19 protein-coding genes are annotated in these 26,675 nt (G+C 65.7%); 8 read left to right on the forward strand and 11 right to left on the reverse strand.

Annotated elements, in window-relative coordinates:
- The first annotated feature begins 233 nt into the window (after positions 1–233).
- The 4 genes from C8K18_RS13905 (at position 234) to C8K18_RS13920 (ending at position 6,491) form a co-directional block, all read left to right on the forward strand.
- A complete protein-coding gene (locus tag C8K18_RS13905) occupies positions 234–752 on the forward strand; it encodes a Dps family protein (RefSeq protein ID WP_006049061.1) in 519 nt (172 codons plus the stop codon).
- 333 nt (positions 753–1,085) lie between these two features.
- Complete coding sequence (locus C8K18_RS13910) at positions 1,086–1,907, forward strand: alpha/beta fold hydrolase (RefSeq protein ID WP_029968505.1); 822 nt, start codon at positions 1,086–1,088, stop codon at positions 1,905–1,907.
- Positions 1,908–2,335: 428 nt separating this feature from the next.
- Positions 2,336–3,313, forward strand: a complete 978-nt coding sequence (locus tag C8K18_RS13915) for a helix-turn-helix transcriptional regulator (RefSeq protein ID WP_107707789.1) — start codon at positions 2,336–2,338, stop codon at positions 3,311–3,313.
- Between the two features lie 202 nt (positions 3,314–3,515).
- The gene (locus C8K18_RS13920; protein WP_107707790.1) at positions 3,516–6,491 is read left to right on the forward strand and encodes a winged helix-turn-helix domain-containing protein; all 2,976 of its coding nucleotides are present in this window, start codon (positions 3,516–3,518) and stop codon (positions 6,489–6,491) included.
- Positions 6,492–6,538: 47 nt separating this feature from the next.
- On the opposite strand, the gene C8K18_RS13925 is transcribed toward C8K18_RS13920, so the two are convergent.
- The 4 genes from C8K18_RS13925 to C8K18_RS13940 form a co-directional block, all read right to left on the reverse strand.
- Positions 6,539–8,365: an HAD hydrolase family protein gene (locus tag C8K18_RS13925; protein ID WP_107707791.1), complete on the reverse strand. Its 1,827-nt coding sequence runs from the start codon at positions 8,363–8,365 to the stop codon at positions 6,539–6,541.
- Positions 8,366–8,403: 38 nt separating this feature from the next.
- On the reverse strand, positions 8,404–9,459 hold the full coding sequence (locus C8K18_RS13930; protein WP_107707792.1) for a glycosyltransferase family 4 protein: 1,056 nt from the start codon (positions 9,457–9,459) through the stop codon (positions 8,404–8,406).
- Positions 9,460–9,645: 186 nt separating this feature from the next.
- Entirely contained in the window at positions 9,646–9,921 is a 276-nt protein-coding gene (locus C8K18_RS13935) for a hypothetical protein (RefSeq protein ID WP_006052798.1), read from the reverse strand.
- A gap of 53 nt (positions 9,922–9,974) precedes the next feature.
- Positions 9,975–10,226 carry a DUF2934 domain-containing protein gene (locus tag C8K18_RS13940; protein WP_053858130.1) on the reverse strand — a complete coding sequence of 84 codons (252 nt, stop codon included), beginning with the start codon at positions 10,224–10,226 and terminating at the stop codon, positions 9,975–9,977.
- Between the two features lie 250 nt (positions 10,227–10,476).
- Here C8K18_RS13940 and C8K18_RS13945 point away from each other — a divergent pair, with 250 nt between their 5' ends.
- Complete coding sequence (locus C8K18_RS13945) at positions 10,477–11,202, forward strand: DeoR/GlpR family DNA-binding transcription regulator (RefSeq protein WP_006052800.1); 726 nt, start codon at positions 10,477–10,479, stop codon at positions 11,200–11,202.
- Positions 11,203–11,280: 78 nt separating this feature from the next.
- Here the strand turns inward: C8K18_RS13945 and C8K18_RS13950 are convergent, their stop codons facing one another.
- The 7 genes from C8K18_RS13950 to deoC all read right to left on the reverse strand — a co-directional run bounded on the left by C8K18_RS13950 (position 11,281) and on the right by deoC (position 20,813).
- Positions 11,281–12,363, reverse strand: coding sequence for an ABC transporter permease (locus tag C8K18_RS13950; protein ID WP_053858132.1), 1,083 nt, complete (start codon positions 12,361–12,363; stop codon positions 11,281–11,283).
- A 15-nt stretch (positions 12,364–12,378) separates the two neighbouring features.
- Complete coding sequence (locus C8K18_RS13955; protein ID WP_006052802.1) at positions 12,379–13,926, reverse strand: sugar ABC transporter ATP-binding protein; 1,548 nt, start codon at positions 13,924–13,926, stop codon at positions 12,379–12,381.
- Between the two features lie 60 nt (positions 13,927–13,986).
- The gene (locus C8K18_RS13960) at positions 13,987–14,991 is read right to left on the reverse strand and encodes an autoinducer 2 ABC transporter substrate-binding protein (protein ID WP_006052803.1); all 1,005 of its coding nucleotides are present in this window, start codon (positions 14,989–14,991) and stop codon (positions 13,987–13,989) included.
- Between the two features lie 130 nt (positions 14,992–15,121).
- Entirely contained in the window at positions 15,122–16,195 is a 1,074-nt protein-coding gene (locus C8K18_RS13965) for an ABC transporter permease (protein ID WP_107707823.1), read from the reverse strand.
- 49 nt (positions 16,196–16,244) lie between these two features.
- Positions 16,245–17,213 (reverse strand): ribokinase, encoded by a 969-nt coding sequence (locus C8K18_RS13970; RefSeq protein WP_107707793.1) that lies wholly within the window; start codon positions 17,211–17,213, stop codon positions 16,245–16,247.
- Positions 17,214–17,376: 163 nt separating this feature from the next.
- A complete protein-coding gene (locus C8K18_RS13975) occupies positions 17,377–19,791 on the reverse strand; it encodes an aldehyde dehydrogenase family protein (RefSeq protein ID WP_107707794.1) in 2,415 nt (804 codons plus the stop codon).
- 14 nt (positions 19,792–19,805) lie between these two features.
- The gene (gene deoC, locus C8K18_RS13980; RefSeq protein ID WP_029968522.1) at positions 19,806–20,813 is read right to left on the reverse strand and encodes a deoxyribose-phosphate aldolase; all 1,008 of its coding nucleotides are present in this window, start codon (positions 20,811–20,813) and stop codon (positions 19,806–19,808) included.
- A gap of 468 nt (positions 20,814–21,281) precedes the next feature.
- Between deoC and C8K18_RS13985 the strand changes: the two genes are divergently transcribed.
- From C8K18_RS13985 to C8K18_RS13995, 3 genes are read left to right on the forward strand one after another with little or no spacing between them, the layout of a single operon-like run.
- On the forward strand, positions 21,282–21,869 hold the full coding sequence (locus tag C8K18_RS13985) for a DUF2760 domain-containing protein (RefSeq protein WP_107707795.1): 588 nt from the start codon (positions 21,282–21,284) through the stop codon (positions 21,867–21,869).
- Positions 21,866–23,725, forward strand: coding sequence for an Hsp70 family protein (locus tag C8K18_RS13990; RefSeq protein ID WP_107707796.1), 1,860 nt, complete (start codon positions 21,866–21,868; stop codon positions 23,723–23,725). Before C8K18_RS13985 ends, C8K18_RS13990 begins: the two co-directional genes overlap by 4 nt.
- Positions 23,722–26,655 carry an Hsp70 family protein gene (locus tag C8K18_RS13995; protein WP_181324894.1) on the forward strand — a complete coding sequence of 978 codons (2,934 nt, stop codon included), beginning with the start codon at positions 23,722–23,724 and terminating at the stop codon, positions 26,653–26,655. The genes C8K18_RS13990 and C8K18_RS13995 overlap by 4 nt, the downstream gene beginning before the upstream one ends.
- The last annotated feature ends 20 nt before the right edge of the window (positions 26,656–26,675 follow it).

Consider the following 26,675-nt stretch of genomic DNA (forward strand, 5'->3'; position numbering starts at 1 on the left):
AGTCGAACTGGGAGGCAGTCTATCGGCGGGGTTTTGCCGAGTCCTTGTGCAAGCCCTTAATAGTTCTTAAAAGAACTGTCCGGCGATGCGTGGCGAGAGGGTGATGCGCCTCAGAACTTTTCATCTTTTCTGCAGGACTTTTTGCGGGCGGCGTTTTTACACTGGCAGCGCGGTAAACCGAATGCTTCGACACGTTCGACCCGCTGCTCACTCGCCTTTAAAAAGGAATCGCCATGAAAGACATCAAAGAGGCCGCGGCGCATCGCGCGGCGCCGCTGAAGACGCCGACCCGCCTCAGCGAAGACGCGACGCGCGACATCGCCGCCGCGTTGACCACGCTGCTCGCCGACGTGTTCGCGCTCTATCTGAAGACGAAGAACTTCCACTGGCATATGTCCGGCCCGTACTTCCGCGACTATCACCTGCTGCTCGACGAACAGTCGGACCAGATCTACGCGACCACCGATCCCATCGCGGAGCGCGCGCGCAAGATCGGCGGAAAGACGCTGCGCTCGGCCGGGCACATCACGAAGCTGCAGCGCATCGCCGATAACGACGCGGACTTCGTCACGCCCGACGACATGCTCGCCGAGTTGCGCGAGGACAACCTGGCGCTTGCCGGCTATATGCGCGAAACGCATTCGCTGTGCGACGAGTATGGCGATGTCGCGACGGCAAGCCTGCTCGAAAACTGGATCGACGAAGCCGAACAGCGCGTGTGGTTCCTGTTCGAGTCGGGACGGCATGCGTGATGAGGCGTGACGGGCGACACGGGCTTAACGACACGCGCTTAACAACACGAGGTTAACAACACGAGGTTAACAACAATTAAGCAATCTGAAGTACGGCGACTATGCGCGCCCGTAGCATTGAAAGCGGCACACAACAACGTCACAGGTACGGAGAATATTTTGGCTAACTCATCCGCAGTTCCATCGGCCAATCGCCGCCAGTTGCTCGCAGCGGGCGCAAGCGCGGCCGTTGCCGCGTTTGCCGCGCCCGGCGCCGCGATGGCCGCGGCATCGGCCGGCGGCGCGAGCCATGCGGGCAACTCATCTCACTCACATCACGGAGAGCGACACAGCATGAACACGGTCACGACGAAAGACGGCACGCGGATTTTTTTCAAGGACTGGGGCACCGGTAAGCCCGTCGTGTTCTCGCACGGCTGGCCGCTCGACGCGGACGCCTGGGACCCGCAGATGCTGTTCCTCGTGCAGAAGGGTTATCGCGTGATCGCTCATGACCGCCGCGGCCACGGCCGTTCGGACCAGCCGTCGCATGGCAACGACATGGACACCTACGCGGACGATCTCGCCGCGGTGATCGACGCGCTCGATCTGAAGGAAGCGACGCTCGTCGGCCATTCGACGGGCGGCGGCGAAATCGCTCACTATATCGGCCGCCACGGCAGCGCGCGCGTCGCGAAGGCCGTGCTGATCGGCGCAGTGCCGCCGATCATGGTCAAGACCGAAGCGCATCCGAACGGCCTGCCGATGTCCGTGTTCGACGGCATTCGCGCGAACGTGGCGGCGAACCGCTCGCAGTTCTACAAGGACCTCGCGGTGCCCTTCTATGGTTTCAACCGGCCGAACGCGAAAGTGTCGCAAGGCCTGATCGACGAGTTCTGGCGCGAAGGCATGCTCGGCTCGATCAAAGGCCAGTATGAATGCATCAAGCAGTTCTCCGAGGTCGACTACACACCGGACCTGAAGAAGATGGACATGCCCACGCTGATCCTTCACGGCGACGACGACCAGATCGTGCCGATCGACGGCGCGGCGCGACTGTCGGCCAAGCTGGTCAAGAACGCGACGCTGAAGGTGTATGCCGGCGCGCCGCATGGCATGTGCTCGACGCACGCGGATAAGGTCAATGCCGATCTGCTGGAGTTCCTGCAGAGCTGATGCTGTTAGCTGTTAATGCCGTTAATGGCTGAGGCGCGGCGCCGCGATTGCAGCGGCGCCGCGCCTTCTTCGTGGCTGCAAAGCGCGCGTTGCCGATTAATAGATGCACTTCAAATACATGACTGTTGTCGGCGCTGAATTTTGACACGCGCTCGATTGCGGCAATACGTCTAAAGAAATCACAAAATCAATTGCCGCCGGGCGTCCGCCATCCCGCTCCTGCGCGCAAAGCCAGTCCCGGCGCGGCTCTCGCCCTTCTTGTGCGCTTCTTATCGCGCTTTTTGCCTATTGTTTGTGCATATGGCGAATGAGCCGCCATCCCCAATTCGCCGGAAAACCCGGCATAATGACAATTCACTTACATTTAATTATTTCCGAGTAAATTAACGGCATGCAGTCGGGCGCTGCGACGAACAGGGGTAACGACCATGCTCAACGATAGGCTTGCATCCGCCGCTTCTTCCACTGGGGCTTCTTCCACCGTTTCTTCCACCGTTTCTTCCACCGCTTCTTCCACAGGGTCTGCCACCGCGGCTCGCGAGGATTCGCTCGGCTGTCTGTCGAGCCGCTTGCAGCATGACCGCGAACTCGATACCGGCGAGTTCAGGTTCTATCGCAAATGCACGCTCGGCAGCGACATGAACCCGGTCGTCATGGACGGCTCGGGCCGCGGCTTTCTGATCGGCGTATCGCTGAGAACGGGACATCGGCGGCGCATCCACTCGCAGCATCGATGGACCACGCATGAGTTCGAGCGCGACTCGGTGTACGTGCGCGATCTCGCCGACGACTATCGCGCCGAACTGCTGGGCGGCTTCGACTTCGTGCTGATCGAACTGTCGCGCGCGTTCGTCAGCGACACCTGCCATGAACGCGGCCGCGGCCTCGCACGCATCGCGACCGTCGCGGGACACAAGGACCCGGTGCTCGGCCATCTCGCTCAGGTGCTCGCGCTCACACTCGACGCAGAGAACAACGCGAGCCCGCTTTTCGTCGAACAACTTGGCGTGACCATCGGCACGCATCTGCTGGATCGATATGGCGAGCCCGCGCGTGGAACGGGTCAGGCGAGCCGCCGTCTTTCACCCTTGCAGGAAGCGCGCGCGAAGGAGATGCTGCTCGCCAGATCGCAGGGCAATGTTTCTATTGAAGAGATCGCGGGCGCGTGCAATCTGTCGCGCAGTTATTTTATTCGCGCGTTTCGCGAGACCACGCAGCGCACGCCGCATCAATGGCTGCTCGAGCGGCGCGTCGACCAGGCGCGCGAACTTCTGAAACGATCGGACCGTTCGCTGTCCGACATCGCCATGGCTTGTGGGTTTTCGGATCAGAGCCATTTCACGCGCACATTCTCGCAACTGGTCGGCACGCCCCCTGGACATTGGCGTCGACAGGCTGGGCGTTAAGGCACGTCAGGCGCCGCACGTCACGCGCCACACGCCGCACGCAACGCCCCGCCGGCATGACAGCCGTCTGCGCTCGCCATCGCGAGACTTTCCTACAAAGCATCGCACTAACCGACAAGACGCCGAGGCGCGGACGCGGTAATTTCTGCCCTACCGCCTGCACGTTTTTCCCTCAGCCCGTTGTCCGGAAATTGAAAACGACATGATTGAACTAGGCCGCTTTCAAATCGATCTGGAACTGCGCACCTTATGGTGTGACAGCGAACGTGTGCCGCTCGGCTCGCGCGCCTTCGACATTCTCGCGATGGTCGTCAAGGCCGGCGGCCGCCTCGTCACCAAGGACGAGTTGATGGACGCCGTGTGGCCGAACACCATCGTCGAGGAAAACAATATCCAGGTTCATCTGTCCGCGTTGCGCAAGATTCTCGGCGCCGACCGCGACCTGATCCTGACCGTGCCTGGCCGCGGCTATCAGCTCGTGCAGCGGCACCGTGCGGCGAGCATCGCGGCGTCTTCGCCAGAGGCACAATGCGCGCCGGTCGGACGCCCGCTTCCGCCGTTGCGCATGCAACTGGTCGGGCGCGAAGCGGACGTCGTCCAGATCCGCTCGATGCTGGCCCATACGCGCGTGCTGACGCTCGTCGGCGCGGGCGGCATCGGCAAGACGAGTCTCGCCGTCGAAGCCGCGCGCCAGGCCGCGGCGGATGTCACTGAGCCCTTCACGGAACCGGTCTGGTTCGTCGAACTCGCGACGCTCGGCACGCGCGACGAAGTGCTCGCCGCCATCGCGCAAGCTTGCGGACTGCCGGTCGAACACGCCACGCCGGGCCTCGCGCAAATCGCTTCCGCGCTCGCCGGACGCCGTCTGCTCGTGCTCGACAATGCCGAACACGTGATCGAGCACGTCGCCGAGGCCGTCGAAGTATTGGCCGCCGTCAACGCGGATTTGCGCATGCTCGTAACGAGCCGCGAGCCGCTGCGGATCATGGCGGAAGCGGTGTTTCGCGTCGAGCCGCTCGACGTGCCGCAGCCCGGCAGCGCCGATGCAGACATCCTGCGGCGCTCCGCCGTCAATCTGTTTCTGCTGCGCGCCAACTCGATGCAGCGCGAGGTGGCCACGGACAGCGCCGAACTGCGGCTCGTCGGCGAAATCTGCCGGCGGCTCGACGGCATTCCGCTCGCGCTCGAACTGGCGGCCGCGCGCGTCGTGACGCTCGGCGTGGTCGGCGTGTATCAACGGCTCGACGATCGCCTCGCGATACTCGCGGGCGGCTATCGCACTGCGTTGCCGCGTCACCAGACCTTGCGCGCGACCTTCGACTGGAGCTTCGCGCTGCTCGACGCGAAGTCGCAGGCACTGTTCAGGCGAAGCGCCGTGTTCGGCGGCGTGTTCAGCTTCGAAGCAATGTGCGCGGTCGCATGCGATGCGTCGCTGACGGTCGCCGATGCGATCATCGCGATCAGCGAACTGCTCGCGAAGTCGCTCGTGAATGTGGAGTTCGACGGGCCGGTCGCGCGCTACCGGTTGTCGGAATCGACCCGCGCATACGCGCTCGACAAGCTGCAAGCCGAAGGCGAGCGCCAGGAACTCGCGGTGCGCCACGCGCGCTATCTGTCGCAGTGCTTCATCACGCACACCGCGCAAACCGTGCGCGGCAACGCGGACAGCGCCGCCGCACTCGCCGCCGCACTCAAACACACGCTCGACGACGCGCGCCATGCGTACGACTGGGCGTTTTCGCCCGACGGCGATGTGCAACTCGGCGTCGAGTTGGCATCGACGCTGTCGGCTGCGCTGCTCGACGGCGGCATGATCGCGGAATGCTGCGAACGCGCGACGCGCGCCGTCGACACGCTCGACGCGCTCGACGCGCTGCCCGCCGCGAGCATCGATGCGCGCGACGAAATGCGTGTGCGCGCGGCGTTGGCTTCGGCGTTGCCGCATGTGCGCGGCTCGGTCTCGAAAGCCGAGCAATTGTGGCGCAAGGTCTATGCGCTCGCAACGGAACGCGCCGACGACGCGTACCACGCGCGCGCCCTGTGGGGCCTGTGGACCACGATGATTTCAAGCGGCAACATCCACGCATCGGCGGAATTCGCAGTGCGCTTGCGGCAGCTCGCGCAGCAACGCGAGAACGCCTGGCAGGAAACGTTAGCCGATCAGATCGCCGCCATTTCGCAGCATTGCCTCGGCCGCCATGCGGAGGCCAAGGCCGAACTGCTTCGCACGAGAAACCGCTTCGCCGAGCTCGAATACAGCGGACAGCGCGACAACACGATTGCCGTCGATCCGCTCGTCTACTGCAATGGCACGCTCGCGCGCATTGCATGGCTCGAGGGACATTGCGGCGAGGCGATGCGGCTCGTCGACACGCTCGTCGGCCTCGTGCGGCCCGACATCATGGAGCCGTCGCTCACGCATACGCTCGGCGCTTCGGCCGCGCCGCTCTCGCTGATGTGCGGCGACCTCGGCCGCGCCGCCGTGTATCTGGACATCATGCGCTCGCAGGTGGCGCTGCATGGGCTCGACGTGTGGCGCGACTACTGCAACTGTTTGTCCGCGCATCGCGACATTCTCGACGGCCAACTGCAGCGAGGCGTCGCATTGCTGGAGAGTTCGCTCGACGCGCTGATCGCGCGGGGCTTTCGCCGGCTCATCACGCTGTTCATCGCGGCCTATGCGGAAGCGCTCGTTGCAGCAGGACGAATCGACGAAGCGGTGCGCCGGCTCAACGACACGTTGCAGTTCTGCGAGAACAACGGCGAGATGATGTTCGTCCCTGAACTGTGGCGCGTGCTCGGTATCGCCGCGCGCGCACGACGCCGATCCGCCGACGCCGAAGCGCATTTCACCACGGCCATACAAATGGCCCGCAGGCAAGGCGCGACAATGTGGGAGCTGCGCGCGTCGCTCTCGCTGGCCGCGCTGTGGCGTGAAGAACCTCGCGACGCGGAGCGCCATTCGCACGCGCTGCACATGCTCGAGCGCCTCGCGCTGTGTTTCGATGTGCGGTCCAATGCCGCCGATGTGCGTGCGCTGTTCGACACGCTCAGCACGATGCGTGGAGCGGAACGCACGGTGAGCACTGCGTCGCCGATGCTGACAAGTCCGGCACCGCTGGATGGTCGTCGCAAAGCCGCGCGCAAACCGAACGCGAGCCTCGCGCGCGTCGATTAGATTAGCGTCGCGCAAGCCCCGAGCGCGGATTTATTACGCCATCCGAACTATTCTTTTTTTCCATCCGCGTCTCCGCCATCTGCCGTCGCCACGTCCGCATTCTTCGCCGTCAGCACCGCGGGCATCGACGGATTCTCCGGCTGCGTATAACGCTCCTGCACGGCGGCCTTGATGCGCGCGAGGCTCGCGGCTGCATCGAGCGAAGCGTCCTGCTCGATCTGCCGCGCTTGCGCCGCGAGATCCGGATCGCCGATTTCCTTTTCGAACCAGCGCGAATAGTCGCCGCGCTCGCGGTGATACTGCCAGGTGCCCGCATCGACGCCCTCGGCGATTTCGACGAACAGCACGAGGTTATGCGCGCGCAGGTTCAATGCGTTCTGCGGTCCGCGGAAATAGAAACTGCGCTCGGGAATCAGCAGCCCTTCCGCGTATTTGCGCCGATGCCTGAGGCGATGCTTGCTGCCCGGCTCGAGCCGGATCACGCCTTCGGGCTCGGGCTCATCGAGCCGCCATAACAACGCCTGCCCTGTTTCGAGCTGCGTTTCCTGAAGCTGCGGCGCCGGGCGGCCCGTGGCGTTCGCGAGTTCCTGCACCGCTTTGCCGGCGCTCGGACCCATTGCGAGTATCAGGTTCACCTGACGCAGGAACGCGCCGTCCAGTTGCTGCGGAGAAACGGTGATCGCGAGCGCGGTCTCGAGCGCCTGCGGAATCGCCTGGTTCGCGCCGGCCCAGCCAGCCGGAAACAAATGATGCGCCTCGTCGAATACGAGCCAGTGCGGCCGCCCGGTTCGCAGACGCAACTGCTGCACTTCGAGCAGCAACGACGCGCAGAACGCGGGCCGCTCGGGCAACGGCACACGCAGCAGATTGACCGCGACTGCCGGACGCGGAGGCCGCAACAGCAACTGCACGACTTCATCGATGACCGGCGCGGTGTGCGCGTCGCCGATCACGATCGTATCCTCGTCGTTCTGATAGTCGCCTTCCGGATCGATGATGCACAACTGCTGATGCATGCCCGCGAGGCGTTCGAGCAGACCCGCGCACGCGGTCGACTTGCCGCATCCCGATTCGCCGGCGAGCAGCGCGACCGTGCCGTGCGCCGGGCAGTAACGGTCCGCGGGTTCGCGCGTGTCGTGTGCATCGCGTGCATCGCGTGCATGTCCGATCAGCACGCGGCTCTTCGGCGCGGCGCACGCGCGTTCGCGCAGGTCGTCCTTTACGATCGCGTCGACCAGTTCCGCGACGCCCGCGCCAGCCGCCTGGCTCGTGACCATGTCGGCGTGCTGCTTCAACGCCGGCAGCGCATTTGCCACCGCCACCGAGAAACCGCACGCGTCGAGCAGCGCGTGATCGTTTTCCGCGTCGCCGACGCCGGCGACGTTGAAGGCCGACAACGCGAGTTCGTCGAGCGCCTCATGCAAGCCGGTTGCTTTCGATATGCCCGGCGACACGATCATCACCGCGTCGCCGTTGAAGATGATCTGCAAGCCGAGGCCGAGATCGCGAATCGCCGCGAGCGCGATCTGTTCCGCGGGCTTCATCATCGCGACGAGCGTTTCGCTGACGCTGAAATGGCGCAGGCCGCGGCTTCGCAATTCGTCGACGAAAGCCGACGGCGGCGGTGGAGCGAGCAGGCGCCGCGCGCCCGTCGACGGCGTGTACAGCACGCCGCCGTTTTCCGCGACGACTCGCGAAAACAGATCGAGCCGCGGACAGATCGCGAGCAGATCGTCCATCTCGCGGCCGCTCACGAGGATCGCCTGGCGGCCCGACGCGCGCAGGCGTTCGAGCGCGGCCCACGTCGCGTCGGCAACGCGTCCGTCGGATGCAAGGGTGTTGTCGTAGTCGGTCGCAATGGCAAAAAATCGCATGGAAAGCGCTCCGTGATCGCGTGTTGTTCAGCCTTGTTTCAGCCGGCCTCGAGCGGTTGCGCGTCGCACGCGTCGCGCAGCATCGCTTCGTAAATGCGGACGTACCGATCGACCATTCGCTCGACGGTGAAGCGGCGCTCGAAGGCCGCGCGGCATGCGGCGCGGCTGATGGTGTCGATCTTCGCGAGCGCGTCGACCGCTTCGTCGACGGAGTGAACGAGAAAGCCGGTCACGCCGTGTTCGACGATTTCATGCGCCGCGCCATGATCGAAGGCGATCACCGGCGTGCCGCACGCGAGCGCTTCGATCATCACGAGGCCGAAGGGCTCCGGCCAGTCGATCGGAAACAGCAACGCACGCGCGCGTCCGAGGAAATCGTTCTTGTCGGAATCGCCGACTTCGCCGCAATACTCGACATGCGGCAGCTCGAACAGCTCCGCGATTTCCTGCTCGAAATACGCACGATCGCCGTTGTCGATTTTTGCGGCGATGCGGATCGGCCAGCCCGCGCGCCGCGCAATTTCGATCGCGCGGTCGGGGCGTTTGGTGGGCGCGATGCGGCCGAGAAACGCGACGTAGTCGCCCGGCTCTTCATGAAAGCGCAGCAGGTCGACGGGCAAGCCGTGATGCACGGTGGCGCGCCAGTTGAGCCACGGCAACGGCGCGCGTTGCGCGGCGGAGATCGAGACCACCGGCATGTCGGCGAACTGCCGGTAAAGCGTGCTCAAGCCAGGCACGTCGAGCCGCCAGTGCAAGGTCGTCAGCGACGCGCAGCTCAAACGCCGCGCAAACGGAAAGCTCGCGTAATCGGTATGAAAATGCACGATGTCGAATTCGTCGGCGCGCCGCACCACGTCCTCGAGCATCGCGAAATGGAAGGCCTGCGGGTCGGCGGTATCTTCGATCAGACGAACCGCGCAGTCGCTGCCCGAGACGAGCCGCGCGCGCGTGCGCGAGTCGCCGCTTGCAAAGAGCGTCACGTCGTGGCCTCGCGCGACGAGACCGTCCACGAGCCACGCCACCACTCTTTCGACGCCGCCATAGGCCACGGGCGGCACCCTCTCATACAACGGCGAAACCTGCGCGATACGCATGCCCTGCTCCATTCGACGAACCTATGTTCGGAAGCCGCCGCATCGTGCATGCCCGGCGCCCTCACGCCCGAGCCGCAGTACTTTTCGCCGATGGAAAAATGTACAGGCCGGCGATGAAATTAAGCGGTACGCGCGGCAATGGTCAGTCGCGTGGTCATTCTGAACCCGAGCGGACTGCATGCGCCGCTAGCTGATCGGGCCGCTATAGCCATCGGCGGACGCCGCGGGCTCCGCTCCGTTTGCCCGTTCGACGTGCTCGTCGATCCATGCCGTCGCGCGTTCACGTGCGAATTCGAGCGCCTCGTGTTCATCGACGAAATCGCGGTGAAACTCCATGTCATGCGTATCGTCGCCCGAACTCACGCTGCCTGGCGTGACCTCGATCCTCGCGTGGGCAACGATCGCGCCGCCGTCGACGCCTGCCGTCAGATGAACGATGCACCCTCCGTATTCGAAATCCATGATGTTCTCCCGCGTGTCGTGGTTGTGTCGCTCAGTTGTGTTGCCAGGTGCCCTCACGAACCGTTATCGGCTCGCGGTGCGCTGTCTTCGCCGACGGCTTCGTCCGCGCGTCGCCCCTTGCTCGACTGGTCGACGGCAACCGGCGGCTCGGCGTTGCCCGTATCGCCTTCGGCTTCGATCTGCGCCTGAGCGCGTGTCCAGTAATCGTCGGCGCTTCCTTCCGGCGAGCCGTCGCTCTGCCATAGCTCATACGCGCGCTTGCGGATTCGGTCCTCTACGGTGGGTTCGCCCGGCAGGCCGTCCATGGCAATTCTCCAAACGTTTGTCGTCAGTGGAAACAGCGCACGCGATGCGGGCCGCTGCGCCGGTGAGGTGAGCAAAGCGCGTTCCCATGCGCGATGTGCGCACGCTGCATGTGAAGTCTCGAAGCAAGCGCTTTTGCGCGACTGCGTTGGCTTTCCGCTCGCCTCACGATGAGCCTGTCGTTATAATCGTTTCAGCAAGCATGAATCAAATCTAACGACATTCACATTCTCTCCACGCGCCAGGACCTCCATGCTCAAACCCGATCGCCTTCGCGCTCTGGCCGACGCGCTGACACGGCAAAGCGTGATGCGCCTGCGCGATGCCGCGACGCTGCTCGGCGTATCGGAAATGACGGTGCGCCGCGACATTGCCGCGAATTCGGATCGCTTCACGTATCTCGGCGGCTATATCGTCAGCGCGACGGACGTGCCGAATAACGCCGGCTATTCGCTGGAGCAGGAAAAGGATCACTTCGCGCAGGCCAAGGCCGACGCGTCGTCGATCGCGGCGGGATTGATCGGCGACAACGAGACGCTTTTCATCGATTGCGGCACGACGCTCGCTGCACTCGCGCGCCTCGTTCCGCCGGAGCGCCATGTGACCGTGGTCTGCTATTCGCTGAACGTCGCGGAGATTTTGCGGCGCAAGCCGAACGTGCGCATGATTCTGCTCGGCGGCGTCTATGTGCCTTCGTCGGATTCGTTCGCGGGCGAGGAAAGTCTCGAGATGCTGCGCCGCATGGGCATCAACAAGGCGTTTATCTCGGCGGGCGGCGTGGACACCGCGCGCGGCGTGACCTGCTGGAATTTCCACGAAGTCGCAGTGAAGCAGGCCGCGATGGCGAGCGCCGTCGAGCGGCATCTGGTCGTGGACAGAAGCAAGTTCGGCGTCGTGAAAGCCGTGCGCTTTTCACAGATCGAAGACTTCGATTCGATCATCACCGAAGAAGGCCAGGCGCCGCGCAAGCGCACGTAATACGTTTAGCGTGAAGCGGCAGGCGCGCATCGCGACGCGCCTTCCGCTCGCACGAACGCAACCCCGCGCGGCGCGTTTTCAGCGCTTGCGTTGCAGCGCGAACAGCGTGCCGGCGAGCAGAATAAAAGCGCCGATAATCACCTTCTGCCACGTAGTCGGCACGCCGACCAGAATCAGCACGCTCTTGATCAGCGTAACCAGCACCACGCCGAGCAGTGTTCCCACCACCGTGCCCGTGCCGCCCGTAATGCGCGCGCCGCCGAGAATCACCGCGGCGATCACGTCGAGTTCCGAGCCGACCAGATCGAACGGATTCGCGAGGCGGTTGTTCGACACATGCAGAATGCCCGCGATGCCGGCAAGCATGCCCGTATAGCCGAACACGAACAGATGGATCGCGCGCAGGTTGTAGCCGAGCCGCTCGGCAATCGCAAGCGAGCCGCCCATCGCGTAGACGCCGCGGCCCATCATCGTGCGGTTGAGCAGCCACCAGGTGACGAACGCGGCGGCGACGAGCGCCAGCACCGAGACCGGCAGCACCGCGCGCAAGCCGTCCGCGGTGTGATAGAAAAACAGCGGAATGCGGCCGAAGCGATCCATGCTGTGCGGAATGTTCATGAAGAACGTCGTGCCGATAAATGTCAGCAGCAAGCCGCGATACAGGTATTGCGTGCCGATCGTGACGATCAGCGAAGGCGCTTTCAGCCGATGCACGAGCAAGCCGTTGACGACGCCGAGCATGACGCCGCCCACTGCACCCGCTACGAGAATCAGCGCGAACGGCGCGTCCGGCCAGAACGCGAATACGGCCTTGGTGATGCCGTACATGGTCAGCGCGGCAATCGCGGTGAACGACACGTCGATGCCGCCCGACGCGAGCACGACGAGCGTGCCGAGCGCGAACAGCGACATGGTCGTTGCCGAATGCAGCAGATCGAACAGCGTCGCCAACTGAAAGAAGCGCGGGTTGATGGCGCCGACGATCAGACACGTGACCACGATCAGCGCGACCGTGAACCACTCGGGGTTGCGCGCGAGCCGCATGCGCAAGCCTCCCGGTTCGACGCTCGGCGCGACTTCGACGACATTCGGAGTGGTCATGGTCTGCTTCATGGGCGATTCGGTGGGCAAATCAATGCGCGGCTGGATGCGCGAGTTCATGGCGGTTGACGTCCTCTAGGCCGCTTCGGAAAGCAGCGCGTGATACAGATCGGCCTCGCTCAATGCGTCGGCCTGATATTCGGCGGCCACGCGTCCCTTCTTCATCATCAGAATGCGGTCGCAGTTCTGTAGAAGCTCGGGCAGGTCGTCGCTGATCAGAATGATGCCGATGCCGCGCTGCGAGAGCCGCTGCATGATCCGGTAGATGATGTCCTTTGAGCCCACGTCGACGCCCACCGTCGGGCCGTGCAGAATCAGCACGCGCGGGTCGATGGCGAGCCAGCGGCCGATCAGCACGCGCTGCTGGTTGCCGCCGGAAAGCGATTGCACGGGCTTGTCGACGCCGGGCGTCGCGATCTGCAAATCCTTCACCGTCTGCTCGGCAAGCGCCTGCGCACGCGCGCGGTCGATCTGGCCGAAGCGGTCGCGCAGGCTCGAAATCATCGCGGTGATCACGTTGTCGCGAATCGGCTTGTCGAGAAAGAGCCCTTCGTTCAGCCGGTCTTCCGGCACGTAGCCAATGCGGTGGCGTTTCGCGTCCGACGGCGTGCGCAGCGCGATCGGCTTGCCGTCGAGCCGCGCCTCGCCCGCTTGCGCCGGCGCGACGCCCGCCAACGCGCGCGCGAGTTCGTTGCGCCCCGAATCGAGCAGTCCCGTGACGCCGAGAATCTCGCCGCCGTGCAGCCTGAACGTGACGTCGCTGAACTGACCGGCGCGCGTGAAGCCGCGCACGTCGAGCACGACGTCGTCCGCGTGCGCGCTTTCGCGATACCGCTCGTTCGACAGATGGCGGCCCGTCATCAGTTCGCTGATCTGCGCCTTGGTGAACTGCGCGATCGGTCCTTGCGCCATCTTTTGTCCGTCGCGCAGCACGATCACTTCGCCGCCGATCGCATAGCACTCGTCGAGCTTGTGGCTCACGAACAGCACCGTCACGCCCTGCGCGCGCAGATTCGCGAGCACCGCGATCAGATTGTCGACTTCCTTTTGCGTGAGCGACGTGGTGGGCTCGTCCATGATGACGAACTTCGCCTCGCTCGCAATGGCTCGCGCAATCGCGACGAGCTGCCGCGTGGCGAGCGGCAGTTGCTCGACGAGCGTCGCCTGGAAATCCGCGTTGCCGGGCAGGCCCACCGCTTCGAGCGCGCGCGCGGCCGTGGCGGCGAGCACGCGGCGATCGAAGGTGCGCGCGAGCCGTCCTGCATGCGTCGCGAGTTCCGATGTGAGCGCAACGTTTTCGGCGACGCTCATGTTCGGCAGCAGCGACAAATCCTGATACACGGTTTCGATGCCGGCCGCGAGCGCCTCGAGCGCGGAGAGCCGCGCGTGCGGCACGCCCTCGATCACGAGTTGGCCTTCGTCCGGCGGCTGCGCGCCGGAAATGATCTTGATCAGCGTGCTCTTGCCGCAGCCGTTTTCGCCGAGCAGGTGATAGATCTGCCCGCGTTCGAACGCGAGGCTCACGCCGCGCAACGCATGTACGCCGGTAAAGCGTTTATGCACGCCGACCACTTGCAGAAAGGGTTGCGAAGACTGGGCGGAAGAGACGTCTTGTCGATTCATGATGAGCGGTCGCGATGCCGGGGCGCGCCCACCGGACGCGCCCCGAAGTGAACAACGGAATCAGAACGGATACTGCTTGTAGTTCGACTTGTCGACGTTCACCCAGCCCTGGCCGCGCACGATGATGCCCTTGCCCGGCCCTTTCGCGACCGTCACCTTCGTGTAGCCCGGAATGCCGAGGTCCGCGCCGTTCTCCACGGTCTTGCCGTCCACCAGCATCTTCGCGACCTTGTTCATCGCGATGCCCGCGAGTTTCGGGTCCCAGAACGCGATGCCGTTGATCGCGCCGCTCTCGAGGAACTTGCCCGCCTCGGTGGGCAGACCCGTGCCGTATACGCAGATCTTGCCCTGCATGCCGGCTTCCTCGACGGCGCGGCCGATGCCGATCACATCCAGCGACGACGAACCCTGGAAGCCCTTCAGATCCGGATGCTTGCGCAGCACTTCTTTTGCGACTTCGTACGCGCGCTCGCCGTCGTTATTGGTTTCGAGCTTCGGCTCGACGAGATTCATTTTCGCGTATTTGGCCTTGGCGTTTCCAATGCCGCCGTCGGCCCATTGCACCTGCGAACGGCTGCCGAGCGAGCCGACCAGCACCGCCCACTTGCCTTCGTTATGCATGCACGACGCGAGCCGTTCGTTCAGACCCGCACCGTAGGCCGTGTTGTCGAACGCCTCGATGTCGACCATCGTGTTCTTTGCGTTGTCCGCTTCATGCGTGACGACCTTGATGCCGCGATCCATCGCCTTCTTCAGCGCCGGTTCGAGTGTCGGCGGATCGTAGGGCACGACTGCAATCGCGGTGACTTTCTTCGCGATCAGATCTTCGATGATCTTCAGTTGCTGCGCCGCGTCCGCGCGGCCCGGGCCCGTCTGGTACGCGGTGATGCCGGTGTTTTCCTTCGCGAATTCCTTGACGCCGTCGTCCATCCGGTTGAACCAGTTGATGCCCGTCACCTTGACGACCGTGACAATGGTTTCGTTGGTGGCGGCCTGCGCCGCGGCGATCGCGCCCACCGCCACTGCGCCTGCTGCGAGCGCGGCACCCAGTCGAGTCAGTTTCATGCAATGTCTCCTTTATCGTTCGATGTCGCCCGTGCTGGCCGTGTCAGCCGTCGCGAACAGGGAGGGCACCCTGTCCGCCTTCATCCGTTGCGTTGCGTTGCGTTTGCTTTTACCGATACTTCGCTATGCGTTAGCGCTTGGGCGGCGTGCCGCCGTCGGCGCGAGCCGCTGCCGGTTCCGTTGCCGGACGCGCGCCACTGCCGCCGAAGCCGAAGATTGCGCGCACGCGTTCGCCGCCCGCAAAGGCCAGCGAGAGCAGCAGCAAAAAGCCCCACGCGCAGTCGCCGAAAAACTGCGAGACGCCGAGCAGATTAAAGAGGCTCGACAGAAACTGCAGCACTGTCGCCGCAAAAAACACGCAGACGACGCGCCCATAACCGCCTGCGGGATTCACGCCGCCCATCACCGCAATGAGGATTGCGATCAGCAGATACGAGTTGCCGTAATCCCATTTCGCGCTGGACGTATGCGTCGCGCTGATCAGCCCGGCAAGCGAGGCGAGCACGCCGCACATCGCATAGGTCGTGATGAGCATGCGCGCGCGCGGAATGCCCGCGTAAAACGCGGCTTTCGGATTCGTGCCCATCAGATAGAGACGCAGGCCGAACGGACTGCGCCTGAGCAGCCATCCCAGCACGATCACCGCGGCGATGAAGATGCAGAACGCAATCGGCACCTGCAACACGGTGCCGTTGCCGATGTCCGACAGCGGCTCGACATAGTCGACGTGCACCGATGCGCCGTTGCTGATCACGACCGCGAAGCCGGTGAACAGCAACTGCGTGCCGAGCGTGCAGAGAATCGGCGTGAGTCTGAGGCGCGCGATCACGACGCCGTTGAGCAGGCCGCCGAGCAGACCCATGATGAGCACGATCGCGCAAAAGAGCGACGTGTAAAGCATCGGTGAATCGTCGCCGTTGACGAAGCGCGGCACCACGATCGCCGCGACCATGCCCGACAGGTTCGCGAGGCCGACACCGGACAGGTCGATGCCGCCGTTGCCCGACACCATCGACAGCATGATGCCGAGCGCGAGCAGACCGAGTTCGGGCAACTGGCCGCCCATCGACTGAAGATTGTCGATGTCGACGAACTGGCCGCGCGAGAGCCACGTCGCGACCAGCACGACGAGCACGTTGACGATCAGAAGGAAGTTGAGTTGCCGGTCGGCAAACAGTTTTCCCGCAGCAAACGAAGACTTCATGGCGCTCATGATCTCCTGACACTGCACTGCACGTTACTGCACGGATGAGTTACGACACCTGCGCGGTCTGGCCCGACTCGCTGTACTCGCTCAACACCTGGTTCACTTCGGCAAGCGTGGGCATCGAGGGCGCGGTGCCCGCACGCGTGACCGAGATGCCCGCGAGCGCGCAGCCGAAGCGCATCGCCGCAATCGGGTCTTCGCCGCGCGCAAGCGCAGCCGCGAAGCCGCCCGTGAAGCCGTCGCCCGCGCCCGCCGTTTCCACTACCGTACCGCAGCGGAACGCAGGCAGCCACACCGATTGCGTGGCGTCGTGCAGCAACGCGCCGCCTTCGCCGAGCGTCACGATCGCGGCGCCCACGCCTTTTGCGAGCAGCACGTCGGCCGCGCGCCGCGCGTCGTCGACATTCGCGATCGGCACGCCGGTGAGCGCGGCCGCCTCGCTTTCGTTCGGCGTGATGTAGTCGCACAGCGGGAAGATGTCGTCGTCAAGCGGCATGGCCGGTGCGGGATTGAAGACCGTGATGACGCCATGCTTACGCGCCACTTGGAGTCCGCGCCGCGCGGCCGCGAGCGGCTGCTCGAGCTGCGTGACGAACACGCGCGCGCCGGCAATGTCGGCTTCTATCGCATCGACGTCGGCTGCGCCGAGCGTGCCCGCCGCGCCGGCCGCGACGATGATCGCGTTCATGCCCGTGGTGTCGTCGACGAAGATGTGCGCCGCGCCCGTCGCCACGCCGGCCACCACCGACGCGCGCGCCGTGATGCCCTCGCGCGCCCAGGTGGCCTGTGCGATGGAGCCGAACGCATCGTCGCCGATGCGCGTGCAGAACACGACCTGCGCGCCCGCGCGCGCCGCTGCCACGGCCTGGTTCGAGCCCTTGCCGCCAGGGCCCATCGCGAACGCGGAGCCCGCAATCGTCTCGCCGATCGAAGGCATGCGCGCCGCGCGAAACGTCAGATCGGTTACGTAGATGCCGAGAATGACGACGCGTCCGCTCGCTTGCTGCGCGCTCATGACGGCAGCCCTTCGTGCGCCGCGTGCTTCGTCATGCGGCGCGCCGCGTGCGATGGCGCAGCGTTCGTCAACAGCAGGAAGTCCAGAATGTTCGGCACGTTGTCTCCTTCATTTTGTGATCGACGCGCATGCTCTGCGCTGCGGTGCGTGTGCTGCGGTGCGGTCAATCTCCGTACGGTATCCAGATGTTCTTCACCTGCACGGCCTGGCGCAGAAACGGCCTGCCCTCGCTCGCACGGTCGAACCAGTTGAACTGGTGCCCGTAGTCGGTGAAGGTGCGCTTCAGATTGCCGACCGATGCGCGCTCGATCAGCGCCGAATCCGCCGCGTTGCCGAAGCACCAGACCGCGTCGACGTCGTCGTGGCTCGCGAGCGCCGGCAGCAGCGCCGCGCGCTTGCCTGTGACGATGTTCACCACGCCGCCGGGCACGTCGGACGTCTCGACGACCTGATAGAAGTCCGTCGCCACGAGCGAACCGGCCTCGCCCGGCAGCACGACCACGCGATTACCCATTGCGAGCGCCGGCGCGATCAGCGAAACGAAAGCCAGCAACGGCGCTTCGTCCGGACACGCAATGCCGATCACGCCGAGCGGCTCGTGCATCGCAAGCGCGACACCGCGCAACGGCGGCGTATGCACCGCGCCGTCGAACTTGTCGGCCCACGCCGCGTACGTGAAGAGGCGCGTGACCGACGCCTCCACTTCCGCACGCGCCGCGTCAGCCGTCACGCCATGCCGCAAGACGAGCCGATGCGCGAATTCATCGGCGCGCACCGCGAGATTCTCGGCGAGATAGAACAGCACCTGCGCGCGGTTATGCGTGCTCGCCTGCGACCACTTGTGCGCGGCGCGCGCCGCTTCGACCGCGTTGCGTATGTCCTTGCGATTGCCTTCGCTCACCTCGCCGACCGGCGTTCCGTCCGGCGCGTGAATCGTCAGCGAATAGCCGCTGTCCGGGCGCACCTGCTTGCCGCCGATAAAGAGCTTCGCCGTGCGGTCGATGGATACGATGTTCGCGGTGTTCGTCGTGTCCCACTCGGCAGCCGTCTTTACGCCGTCGCTGTCCTCTTGCGTCGCGCTCGGCGGCCGGCGCTTCGGAAGATTGAGCCACGCGCGCGGTTTCAGATATTCGTAAATGCCCTCACGTCCGCCCTCGCGTCCAAAGCCCGACTCGCGATAGCCGCCGAAGCCGACCGCCGCGTCGAACAGGTTCGTCGCGTTGATCCACACCACGCCCGCCGCGAGCCGCGGCGCGACGTCGAGCGCGCGGCCGATGGTCTCGCTCCACACGCTCGCAGCGAGCCCGTAGCGCGAATTGTTGGCGAGCGCGACGGCTTCTTCCGGCGTGCGAAAGCTCATCGACACGAGCACCGGGCCGAAGATTTCCTCCTGAGCCAGAGTCGATGCGGGCGCAACGTTCGTGACCAGCGTCGGCGGATAAAAGCAGCCGTTGGCAGGCAGCGTCGTATTGCTCGCCTGCCAGATCGCGCAGCCCTCGCGCCGCCCGCTTTCGACGAGCGAGCGAATCCGTTCCAGTTGTACCTGATCGACGATCGCGCCGACGTCGGCATTCTTGTCGAGCGACGTTCCGACGCGCAGCGACTCCATGCGACGCTTGAGCTTCGCGATGAAGCGCGCTTCGACGCCCTCCTGCACCAGCAGACGCGAACCCGCGCAACACACCTGGCCCTGGTTGAACCAGATCGCGTCGACCACGCCTTCGACGGCAGCGTCGAGGTCCGCGTCGTCGAATACGATGAAGGGCGATTTGCCGCCCAACTCAAGCGTCAGCGATTTGCCCGAGCCCGCCGTGACCGAGCGGATCAGCTTGCCCACTTCCGTCGAGCCGGTGAACGCGAGCTTGTCCACTTGCGGGTGCTCGACGAGCGCCGCGCCCGTCGCGCCGTCGCCGGTCACGACATTGAGCACGCCCGCGGGCAGGCCGGCGCGATGCGCGAGCTCGGCGAACAGGAGCGCGGTGAGCGGCGTGTATTCGGCCGGCTTCAGCACGACGCAATTGCCCGTTGCGATAGCCGGCGCGATTTTCCACGCGAGCATCAGCAGCGGGAAATTCCACGGCACGATCTGGCCGATCACGCCGAGCGGCGCATGATCGGCGAACTCGCTGTCCTGCAACTGCGCCCAGCCGGCGTGATGCAGAAAATGACGCGCGACGAGCGGCACGTCGATGTCGCGCGTCTCGCGAATCGGCTTGCCGTTGTCGAGCGCTTCGAGCACCGCTAATAGCCGGCTGTGCCGCTGCACCATGCGCGAGAGCGCATACAGATGCCGCGCGCGTGCCGCGCCGCCCGCCGCGAGCCAGCCGGGTTGCGCGGCGCGCGCGGCGGCTACCGCGGCGTCGACATCGGCCGCGTCGCCCTGGGCGACTTCGGCAAGGCGCTCGCCGCTTGCCGGCGCGTGTGACACAAAATGCGCGCCGCTTGCGGGCGCGTGCCACGCACCGTTGATGAAATGCCCGAAGCGCGCGTCATGTTGCGCGAGCCAGGCGCGCGCGGGCTGGTCGCCCTCGGACGAGGGGCCGTATTCCATCGAAGAAAAATACTCCGCTACGCTCATGGGTTGGGTCTGCTTCAGGCTACGGGGTGACGGTTGAAAGCGGAATAACGGCCGCTCACGTGATGTTCGAGTTGCCGCTCGATGTCGGCGAGCAGGCTCGATGCGCCGATGCGCAACAGCTCCGGTTCGAGCCACGCGCGGCCGAGTTCTTCCTTCATCAGGATCTGATACGCCAGCACCGACTTCGCGCTCGACACGCCGCCTGCCGGCTTGAAGCCGATGAGCACGCCGGTGCGCTCGTGGTACTCGCGGATCATGCGCACCATGACGAGCGACACGTCGAGCGTCGCGTTCACGCCCTCCTTGCCCGTCGACGTCTTGATGAAGTCGGCGCCGGCCATCATGCAGACCATCGACGCGCGCGCCACGTTGGACAGCGTGCGGATGTCGCCGGTCGCGAGAATCGCCTTCAGATGCGCCGGGCCGCAGGCCGCGCGAAACTCGCGCACTTCGTCGTAAAGCGCCTGCCAGTTGCCGGTCAGCACGTATTCGCGCGTGACGACGATGTCGATTTCCGCGGCGCCGTCGGCGACCGACGCCTCGATCTCCTTCAGCTTCAGCGGATGCGGAATCAGTCCGGCCGGAAAGCCGGTCGACACCGCCGCGACGGGCACGCCGCTGCCTTCTAGCGCATCCACGGCGGCGGCGACGAAGCGGTGATAGACGCATACCGCGCCGGTGGTGATGCGCTGCGGCGCCATGCCGAGCGCGTCGAGAATATCGGCGCGCACCGGCTGGCGCGCCTTCGCGCACAGGCGCCGCACGCGGCCTTCGGTGTCGTCGCCGCTGAGCGTAGTGAGGTCGATGCAGGTGACCGCTTTCAGCAGCCAAGCGGCCTGCGCGTCTTTCTTGACGCTGCGGCGCGTGACGAGTGTGGCCGAGCGCCGTTCGACCGCCGACTGGTTGACGCGCAAACCGTCGAGCCACGAAGCGTCGAACGGCATGCCCGGATTGCGCACCGGATGAACGAGCGGCCCGCCGCGCAGCGCGACGACCGATGACGACGGAGAAGAATCAGGCATGAGGCGTCCGGGGTTGGAATGCGGCACGACGGCGAGCCGGCGAATGACGGGGCTATGTTACTCCGTTTGATAGGATTGTCACACGCAGTACGGGTAAATCCTCACATTGCGGGCGGCGAACGCCGTTGCTGCGGTCGGCGGATGTGAGGCGAGGCGCTTGCACGTGATGTAGATGTCACAAACGAGGTTGCGAGGTTGTTGGGCTGCCCCCTCCCAAGCCGCCAATCTGACTGCGTTTCTCACGCGAGAACGTGCGGGTTTGCCCGCAGCCGGCGCGTCACAAGGCAAAATACGGGTTTTGCGCGCGCGGATTGCGCCGGTCGCGCCAAGCGAAGCGCACCGCTCGCTGCGTCGCAGGCTTTCCGCGATACGAACATCGCCATAGGGCGCCGTGGGCCGTTTCGCCCGCCGCGCCCACTCCCGGACACAGGACAGCTCGTCCTCTAACAGAGCCTCTCAGGAGCATTTATGACCGATTCGAACCCATCCTTCCTCGGCAGGATTTCGCTGGCCGTCAGCGCGTTTTTCCGCATTCTCGGCGATGGCGAATTCGCCGCCGCGGTGCTGCGCGTGCGCGACGGCGGCGCGGCTGCGCAAACGCAGACTCAAGCGCAAACGCAAACCCAGGCGCCCTCGCCGGCCCCCGCCCCCAAGGCCGCGCCGACGCTCAAGGAAGCCAGCCCCGACGCCGCGCTGCAACTGCTCGGCCTCTTGCAACGCGACGCGCGCTTCATCGATTTCGTCGAGGAAGACATCAAGCGTTTCAGCGACGCCGACATCGGCGCCGCCGCGCGCCTCGTGCACGAAGGCTGCCGCGCGACGCTGCGCGAGCACTTCACGATCCGCCCGGTGCGCGACGAGGCGGAAGGCAGCCGCGTCACGCTTCAGGAAGGTTTCGACGCGAGCGCGATCCGTCTGACGGGCAACGTGGTCGGCCGCGCGCCGTTTGTCGGCAGCATCAGCCACCGCGGCTGGCGCGTCGACGACGTGCGTCTGCCGAAGCTCGCGGAAAGCCATAACGCGAAGGTCATCGCGCCGGCCGAGGTGGAGCTATGAGCGGCGCGCGTTATTCCATCGGCATCGATCTCGGCACCACGCACTGCGCGCTCTCCTACGTCGACACCAGCGCAAGCGACGGCGAGAAGACCACGCTGGCGGTGCTGCCCATCGCGCAATTGACGGGCCCCGGCGCAATTGCCGATCTCGATCTGCTGCCCTCGTTCCTGTATCTGCCGCATCCCGACGAACTCGGTTCCGGCGACCTGCATCTGCCGTGGACGGGCGAGCGCCAGTTCGCGGTCGGTGAATTCGCGCGCAGCCGCGGCGCGGCGACGCCGATCCGGCTCGTCTCGAGCGCGAAAAGCTGGCTGTGCCATCCGGGCGTCGACCGGCGCGCGGCGATCCTGCCGAGCGATGCGCCGCCCGAAGTCGCGCGCGTGTCGCCGCTCGAAAGTTCGGTCCGCTATCTGACGCATTTGCGCGAAGCGTGGGACCACGCGCATCCAGACGCGCCGTTTCACGAGCAGGACATCACGGTGACGATTCCCGCATCGTTCGATCCGGCCGCGCGCGAACTGACCGCCGAAGCCGCGCAAGCCGCGGGCTACGGCCGCATGACGCTGCTCGAGGAACCGCAGGCCGCGCTGTATAGCTGGATTCAGAAGAGCGGCGGCCAGTGGCGCAAGCAGGTCAAGGTCGGCGACATCATTCTCGTGGTCGATGTCGGCGGCGGCACGACCGACCTCTCGCTGATCGCGGTGGTCGAGCGCGAGGGCAATCTCGAACTGCATCGCGTGGCGGTCGGCGAACACATTCTGCTCGGCGGCGACAACATGGACCTCGCGCTCGCGCACGTGGTCGCGCGCAAGCTCGCGGCGCAAGGCACCCAGGCCGACGCGTGGCAGTTGCGCGCCCTCACCTATGCGTGCCGCTCGGCGAAGGAAACGCTGCTAAGCGACCCGACCACCGACACCGTGCCGCTCGTCGTGCCGAGCCGCGGCTCGAAGCTGATCGGCGGATCGATCCGCACGGAGCTCACGCGCGCCGAGTTGACGCAGACGATTCTCGACGGCTTTTTCCCGCAGGTGGACAGCGCGGCGCGGCCGGTGAGCCGCACGCGCGCCGGCCTCACGCAACTCGGCTTGCCGTATGCGCAGGACGCGGGCATCACGCGGCATCTGGCGGCGTTTCTCGGCCGTCAGGTCGGCGCGCTCGCGGAACTGGAAGGCTTGCGCGAGACGGCTGCCGACGCGTCCGTGCAAGGCGCGAGCTTCCTGCATCCGACGGCGGTGCTGTTCAACGGCGGCGTGTTCAAGTCGACGCTGCTCGTCGAGCGGATCATGAGCACGCTGAACGGCTGGCTCGCCGCGGAAGGCGCGGCGCCCGCGCGCCTGCTGGAAGGCGCCGATCTCGATCTGGCCGTCGCGCGCGGCGCGGCGTATTACGGCTACGTGCGGCGCGGCCAGGGCGTGCGGATTCGCGGCGGCACCGCGCGGGCGTACTACATCGCGATCGAATCGGCGATGCCCGCCGTCCCTGGCCTCGAGCCGCCCATCCAGGCGCTGTGCGTCGCGCCGTTCGGCATGGAAGAAGGCACCGAGGCGGAGTTGCCCGCGCAGGAGTTTGGGCTTGTCGTCGGTGAGCCGGTGCATTTCCGCTTCTTCGGATCGTCGGTGCGTCGTCAGGATCAGGTCGGCACGCTGCTCGACTTCTGGGGCCCCGATGAGTTGCAGGAGCTAGAAGAGATTCAGGCGACGCTGCCCGCCTCCGGCCGCACGTCCGGCGAGGTCGTGCCCGTGAAGCTGCACGCGCGCGTGACCGAAGCGGGCACGCTTGAACTCGAAGCTGTGCCGCGCGGAACGGACGAGCGCTGGAAAGTCGAATTCGATGTGCGCGGCAACGCGAATGCATGACTGAGATGAAGCGGTACAGCGTCGGCATCGACCTCGGCACGAGCAACACGGTGCTTGCGTATGCGCAGGCCGGCTCGCAGGAGATTCGCGTCTTCGAGATCGAGCAGCTTGTTAGTCCGGGCGAGGTTGCCGCGCGGCCGCTACTGCCTTCGATGCGGTATCACGCCGCGCCGGGCGAGCTGGATGCGGGGGATTTGCAGTTGCCGTGGACCTCGGGATGCGGGGTGCAGGCGGTCGGGGCAAGCGTCTCGGTCTCGGTCTCGGTCTCGGTCTCGGGCGAAAGCGCGGCGCGAGCCGCGGCGCCTTCCACCGACGATCAGGACGCGCCGTCCATCGTCATCGGCCGGCTCGCTCGCGTGCTCGGCGCGCAGGTTCCCGGACGTCTCGTCGCCAGCGCAAAAAGCTGGCTCTCGCATGCCGCCGTCGATCGCGTCGCGCCGATCCTGCCTTGGGGCGCCGCCTACGATGTCCGCAAGGTCTCGCCCGTCGAAGCCAGCGCGAGCTATCTCGCGCACGTGCGCGCGGCGTGGAATCAGCGCTTTCCCGACGCGCCGCTCGAACAGCAGGACGTGGTGCTCACGGTCCCCGCATCGTTCGACGAAGGCGCGCGCGCGCTGACCGTCGAAGCGGCGCGCATGGCCGGGCTGCCGTCGTTGCGGCTGCTGGAAGAGCCGCAGGCGGCGTTCTACGACTGGCTGTTCCATCATCGCGAGCGGCTTGCCGACGAACTGGCGCACACGCGTCTCGTGCTGATCTGCGACGTCGGCGGCGGCACCACCGACCTGACGCTGATCGAAGTGAGCATGGCCGACGGCGAGCCGCAGCTCACACGTATCGGCGTCGGGAATCATCTGATGCTCGGCGGCGACAACATGGACCTCGCGCTCGCGCATCTCGTCGAAGCGCGGCTGCCTGGCGGCGGCGAGCGCGCGCGTTTGTCGGCGGCGAGCCTGTCGCAACTGGTCGAGCGCTGCCGCGGCGCGAAGGAGTTGCTGCTCGGGCCGCAAGCGCCCGACTCGGCGTCGATCACGCTGCTCGGCGCGGGCGCGAAGCTCGTCGGCGGCGCGCGCACGGCGCAGGTCACGCGCGACGAGGTGGAGCGTGTGATCGTCGATGGATTTTTTCCGGCGGTGGCTGCACACGAACGGCCGGGCCGGCCGCGCGGCGCGATCGTCGAGTTCGGTCTGCCGTATGCAACCGATGCCGCCGTCACACGGCATATCGCCGCTTTTCTGGGCCGCTTCGAGGCGCAGTCGCGCAAGGCGTTGGGGCGGGACAAAGATGAATCCGCCCCACTCCCCGTCCCCGATACGCTGCTGCTCAACGGCGGCGTGTTCCGCGCGCAGGCGTTGACGCAGCGCCTCGCCGATACGTTGGGCGCGTGGCGCGGCGAACCGCTGCATGTGCTGGAGAACGACAATCCGGACGTCGCCGTGGCGCGCGGCGCTGTTGCCTATAGCCTCGCGCGCGCGGGCGGCGCGCCGAAGATCGGCGGCGGTTCGCCGCGCAGCTATTTTCTCGTACTGGACGAACCCGCCGACGCGCGCGAGGAAAGGCAGCGTTCGCAACCCGCACCGCCCGAGCAAACCACCCAACGCGGCATCTGCCTCCTGCCGCGCGGCACCGAGGAGGGCCACGAAATCCTCATCGCCGATCGCACGTTCGCGCTGCGGCTCGGGCATCCGGTGCGCTTTCACCTGGTGTCGTCGAGCGCGGACACCGTGTATGCGCCAGGCGAGCTGGCCGACCTTGCGGGCGGCGACTTCGTGCGCCTGCCGCCCATCGCCACCATCGTCCCGCCGCAGGGCGCGGGCAGCGCCCGCGAGCGAGCCGTGCGCATCGCCACCTCGCTGACCGAAGTCGGCACGCTCGAAGTCCACTGCATCGACCGCGACAATCCTGCCGAGCGTTGGTTGCTTGAGTTCCAGTTGCGTCGTGAGCATGCGCAGGTCAACCTCGCGGACGATGCCGCCGCGGCGCGGCATCCGCGGCTCGACGAAGCCATCGCGCAGATCGACCGCTCGTTCGGTTCGCGCTCGCAAGACGTCGATAAAAAAGAAGTCAAACGTCTGCGCTCGCAGCTCGAACAACTGCTCGGCCCGCGCGAGAGCTGGAACAGCGCGCTGCTACGCGAACTGTTCGGCGCGCTGTGGGAACGCGCGCGCAGACGGCGCCGCTCGGCGGATCACGAGCGGCTCTGGCTGAATCTCGCCGGCTATTGCGTGCGGCCAGGCTTTGGCTATCCGCTCGACGAATGGCGCGTCGAACAACTGTGGTCCCTCTTCGACGACGGTATTCAGTACATCCAGGAAAGCCAGGTCTGGTCCGAATGGTGGACGCTGTGGCGGCGCGCCGCGGGCGGCCTCGACGAAACCGCGCAACTGCGCGTGCTCGATGCAATGGCCTATCTGCAAACGGCCGCGCAGTCGCGTCACAAGCTGCCGTTCGACGTCGCGAAAACGGGCATCGCCGATATGGTTCGGCTGAGCGCGTCGCTGGAACGCATTCCGGTGGAGCGCAAGATCGAACTCGGCGAGTCGGTGCTCGCGCGTTTGCGCAAGCCTTCGGAGAATCATCAGAGCTGGTGGGCCGTCGGGCGGATCGGCGCGCGCCGGCCGTTCTATGGCAGCGCGCATAACGTCGTGCCGGCGGATGTCGCGAGTGGATGGCTCGACGCGATTCTCGCGCTCGACTGGAAGAAGATCGACCCGGCCGCGTTCGCCGCCGTGCAGATCGCGCGCATGACCGGCGACCGTTCGCGCGATCTGCCGCACAAGTTGCGCGACGCCGTGATTCGCAGGTTGGAGGCGACCAGCGCGCCGCGCGCGTGGATCGCGATGGTCGGCGAGGTCGTCGAACTGGATAACGCGGACGAAGGCCGGGTGTTCGGCGAGTCCTTGCCCGCGGGGTTGAAGCTGATTTCCGACTAAGTTTGGACCGGCGCCCAACA

Origin of the sequence: Paraburkholderia sp. GV068 (assembly GCF_003058125.1) — a bacterium.
GTDB lineage: Bacteria > Pseudomonadota > Gammaproteobacteria > Burkholderiales > Burkholderiaceae > Paraburkholderia > Paraburkholderia graminis.

What these genes read in the sequence shown, in the direction of transcription:
- C8K18_RS13905 (WP_006049061.1), top strand. Translation starts at nt 234, where the DNA reads ATGAAAGACATCAAAGAGGCCGCGGCGCATCGCGCGGCGCCGCTGAAG.
- C8K18_RS13910 (WP_029968505.1), top strand. Translation starts at nt 1,086, where the DNA reads ATGAACACGGTCACGACGAAAGACGGCACGCGGATTTTTTTCAAGGAC.
- C8K18_RS13915 (WP_107707789.1), top strand. Translation starts at nt 2,336, where the DNA reads ATGCTCAACGATAGGCTTGCATCCGCCGCTTCTTCCACTGGGGCTTCT.
- C8K18_RS13920 (WP_107707790.1), top strand. Translation starts at nt 3,516, where the DNA reads ATGATTGAACTAGGCCGCTTTCAAATCGATCTGGAACTGCGCACCTTA.
- C8K18_RS13925 (WP_107707791.1), bottom strand. Translation starts at nt 8,365, where the DNA reads ATGCGATTTTTTGCCATTGCGACCGACTACGACAACACCCTTGCATCC.
- C8K18_RS13930 (WP_107707792.1), bottom strand. Translation starts at nt 9,459, where the DNA reads ATGCGTATCGCGCAGGTTTCGCCGTTGTATGAGAGGGTGCCGCCCGTG.
- C8K18_RS13935 (WP_006052798.1), bottom strand. Translation starts at nt 9,921, where the DNA reads ATGGATTTCGAATACGGAGGGTGCATCGTTCATCTGACGGCAGGCGTC.
- C8K18_RS13940 (WP_053858130.1), bottom strand. Translation starts at nt 10,226, where the DNA reads ATGGACGGCCTGCCGGGCGAACCCACCGTAGAGGACCGAATCCGCAAG.
- C8K18_RS13945 (WP_006052800.1), top strand. Translation starts at nt 10,477, where the DNA reads ATGCTCAAACCCGATCGCCTTCGCGCTCTGGCCGACGCGCTGACACGG.
- C8K18_RS13950 (WP_053858132.1), bottom strand. Translation starts at nt 12,363, where the DNA reads ATGAACTCGCGCATCCAGCCGCGCATTGATTTGCCCACCGAATCGCCC.
- C8K18_RS13955 (WP_006052802.1), bottom strand. Translation starts at nt 13,926, where the DNA reads ATGAATCGACAAGACGTCTCTTCCGCCCAGTCTTCGCAACCCTTTCTG.
- C8K18_RS13960 (WP_006052803.1), bottom strand. Translation starts at nt 14,991, where the DNA reads ATGAAACTGACTCGACTGGGTGCCGCGCTCGCAGCAGGCGCAGTGGCG.
- C8K18_RS13965 (WP_107707823.1), bottom strand. Translation starts at nt 16,195, where the DNA reads ATGAAGTCTTCGTTTGCTGCGGGAAAACTGTTTGCCGACCGGCAACTC.
- C8K18_RS13970 (WP_107707793.1), bottom strand. Translation starts at nt 17,213, where the DNA reads ATGAGCGCGCAGCAAGCGAGCGGACGCGTCGTCATTCTCGGCATCTAC.
- C8K18_RS13975 (WP_107707794.1), bottom strand. Translation starts at nt 19,791, where the DNA reads ATGAGCGTAGCGGAGTATTTTTCTTCGATGGAATACGGCCCCTCGTCC.
- deoC (WP_029968522.1), bottom strand. Translation starts at nt 20,813, where the DNA reads ATGCCTGATTCTTCTCCGTCGTCATCGGTCGTCGCGCTGCGCGGCGGG.
- C8K18_RS13985 (WP_107707795.1), top strand. Translation starts at nt 21,282, where the DNA reads ATGACCGATTCGAACCCATCCTTCCTCGGCAGGATTTCGCTGGCCGTC.
- C8K18_RS13990 (WP_107707796.1), top strand. Translation starts at nt 21,866, where the DNA reads ATGAGCGGCGCGCGTTATTCCATCGGCATCGATCTCGGCACCACGCAC.
- C8K18_RS13995 (WP_181324894.1), top strand. Translation starts at nt 23,722, where the DNA reads ATGACTGAGATGAAGCGGTACAGCGTCGGCATCGACCTCGGCACGAGC.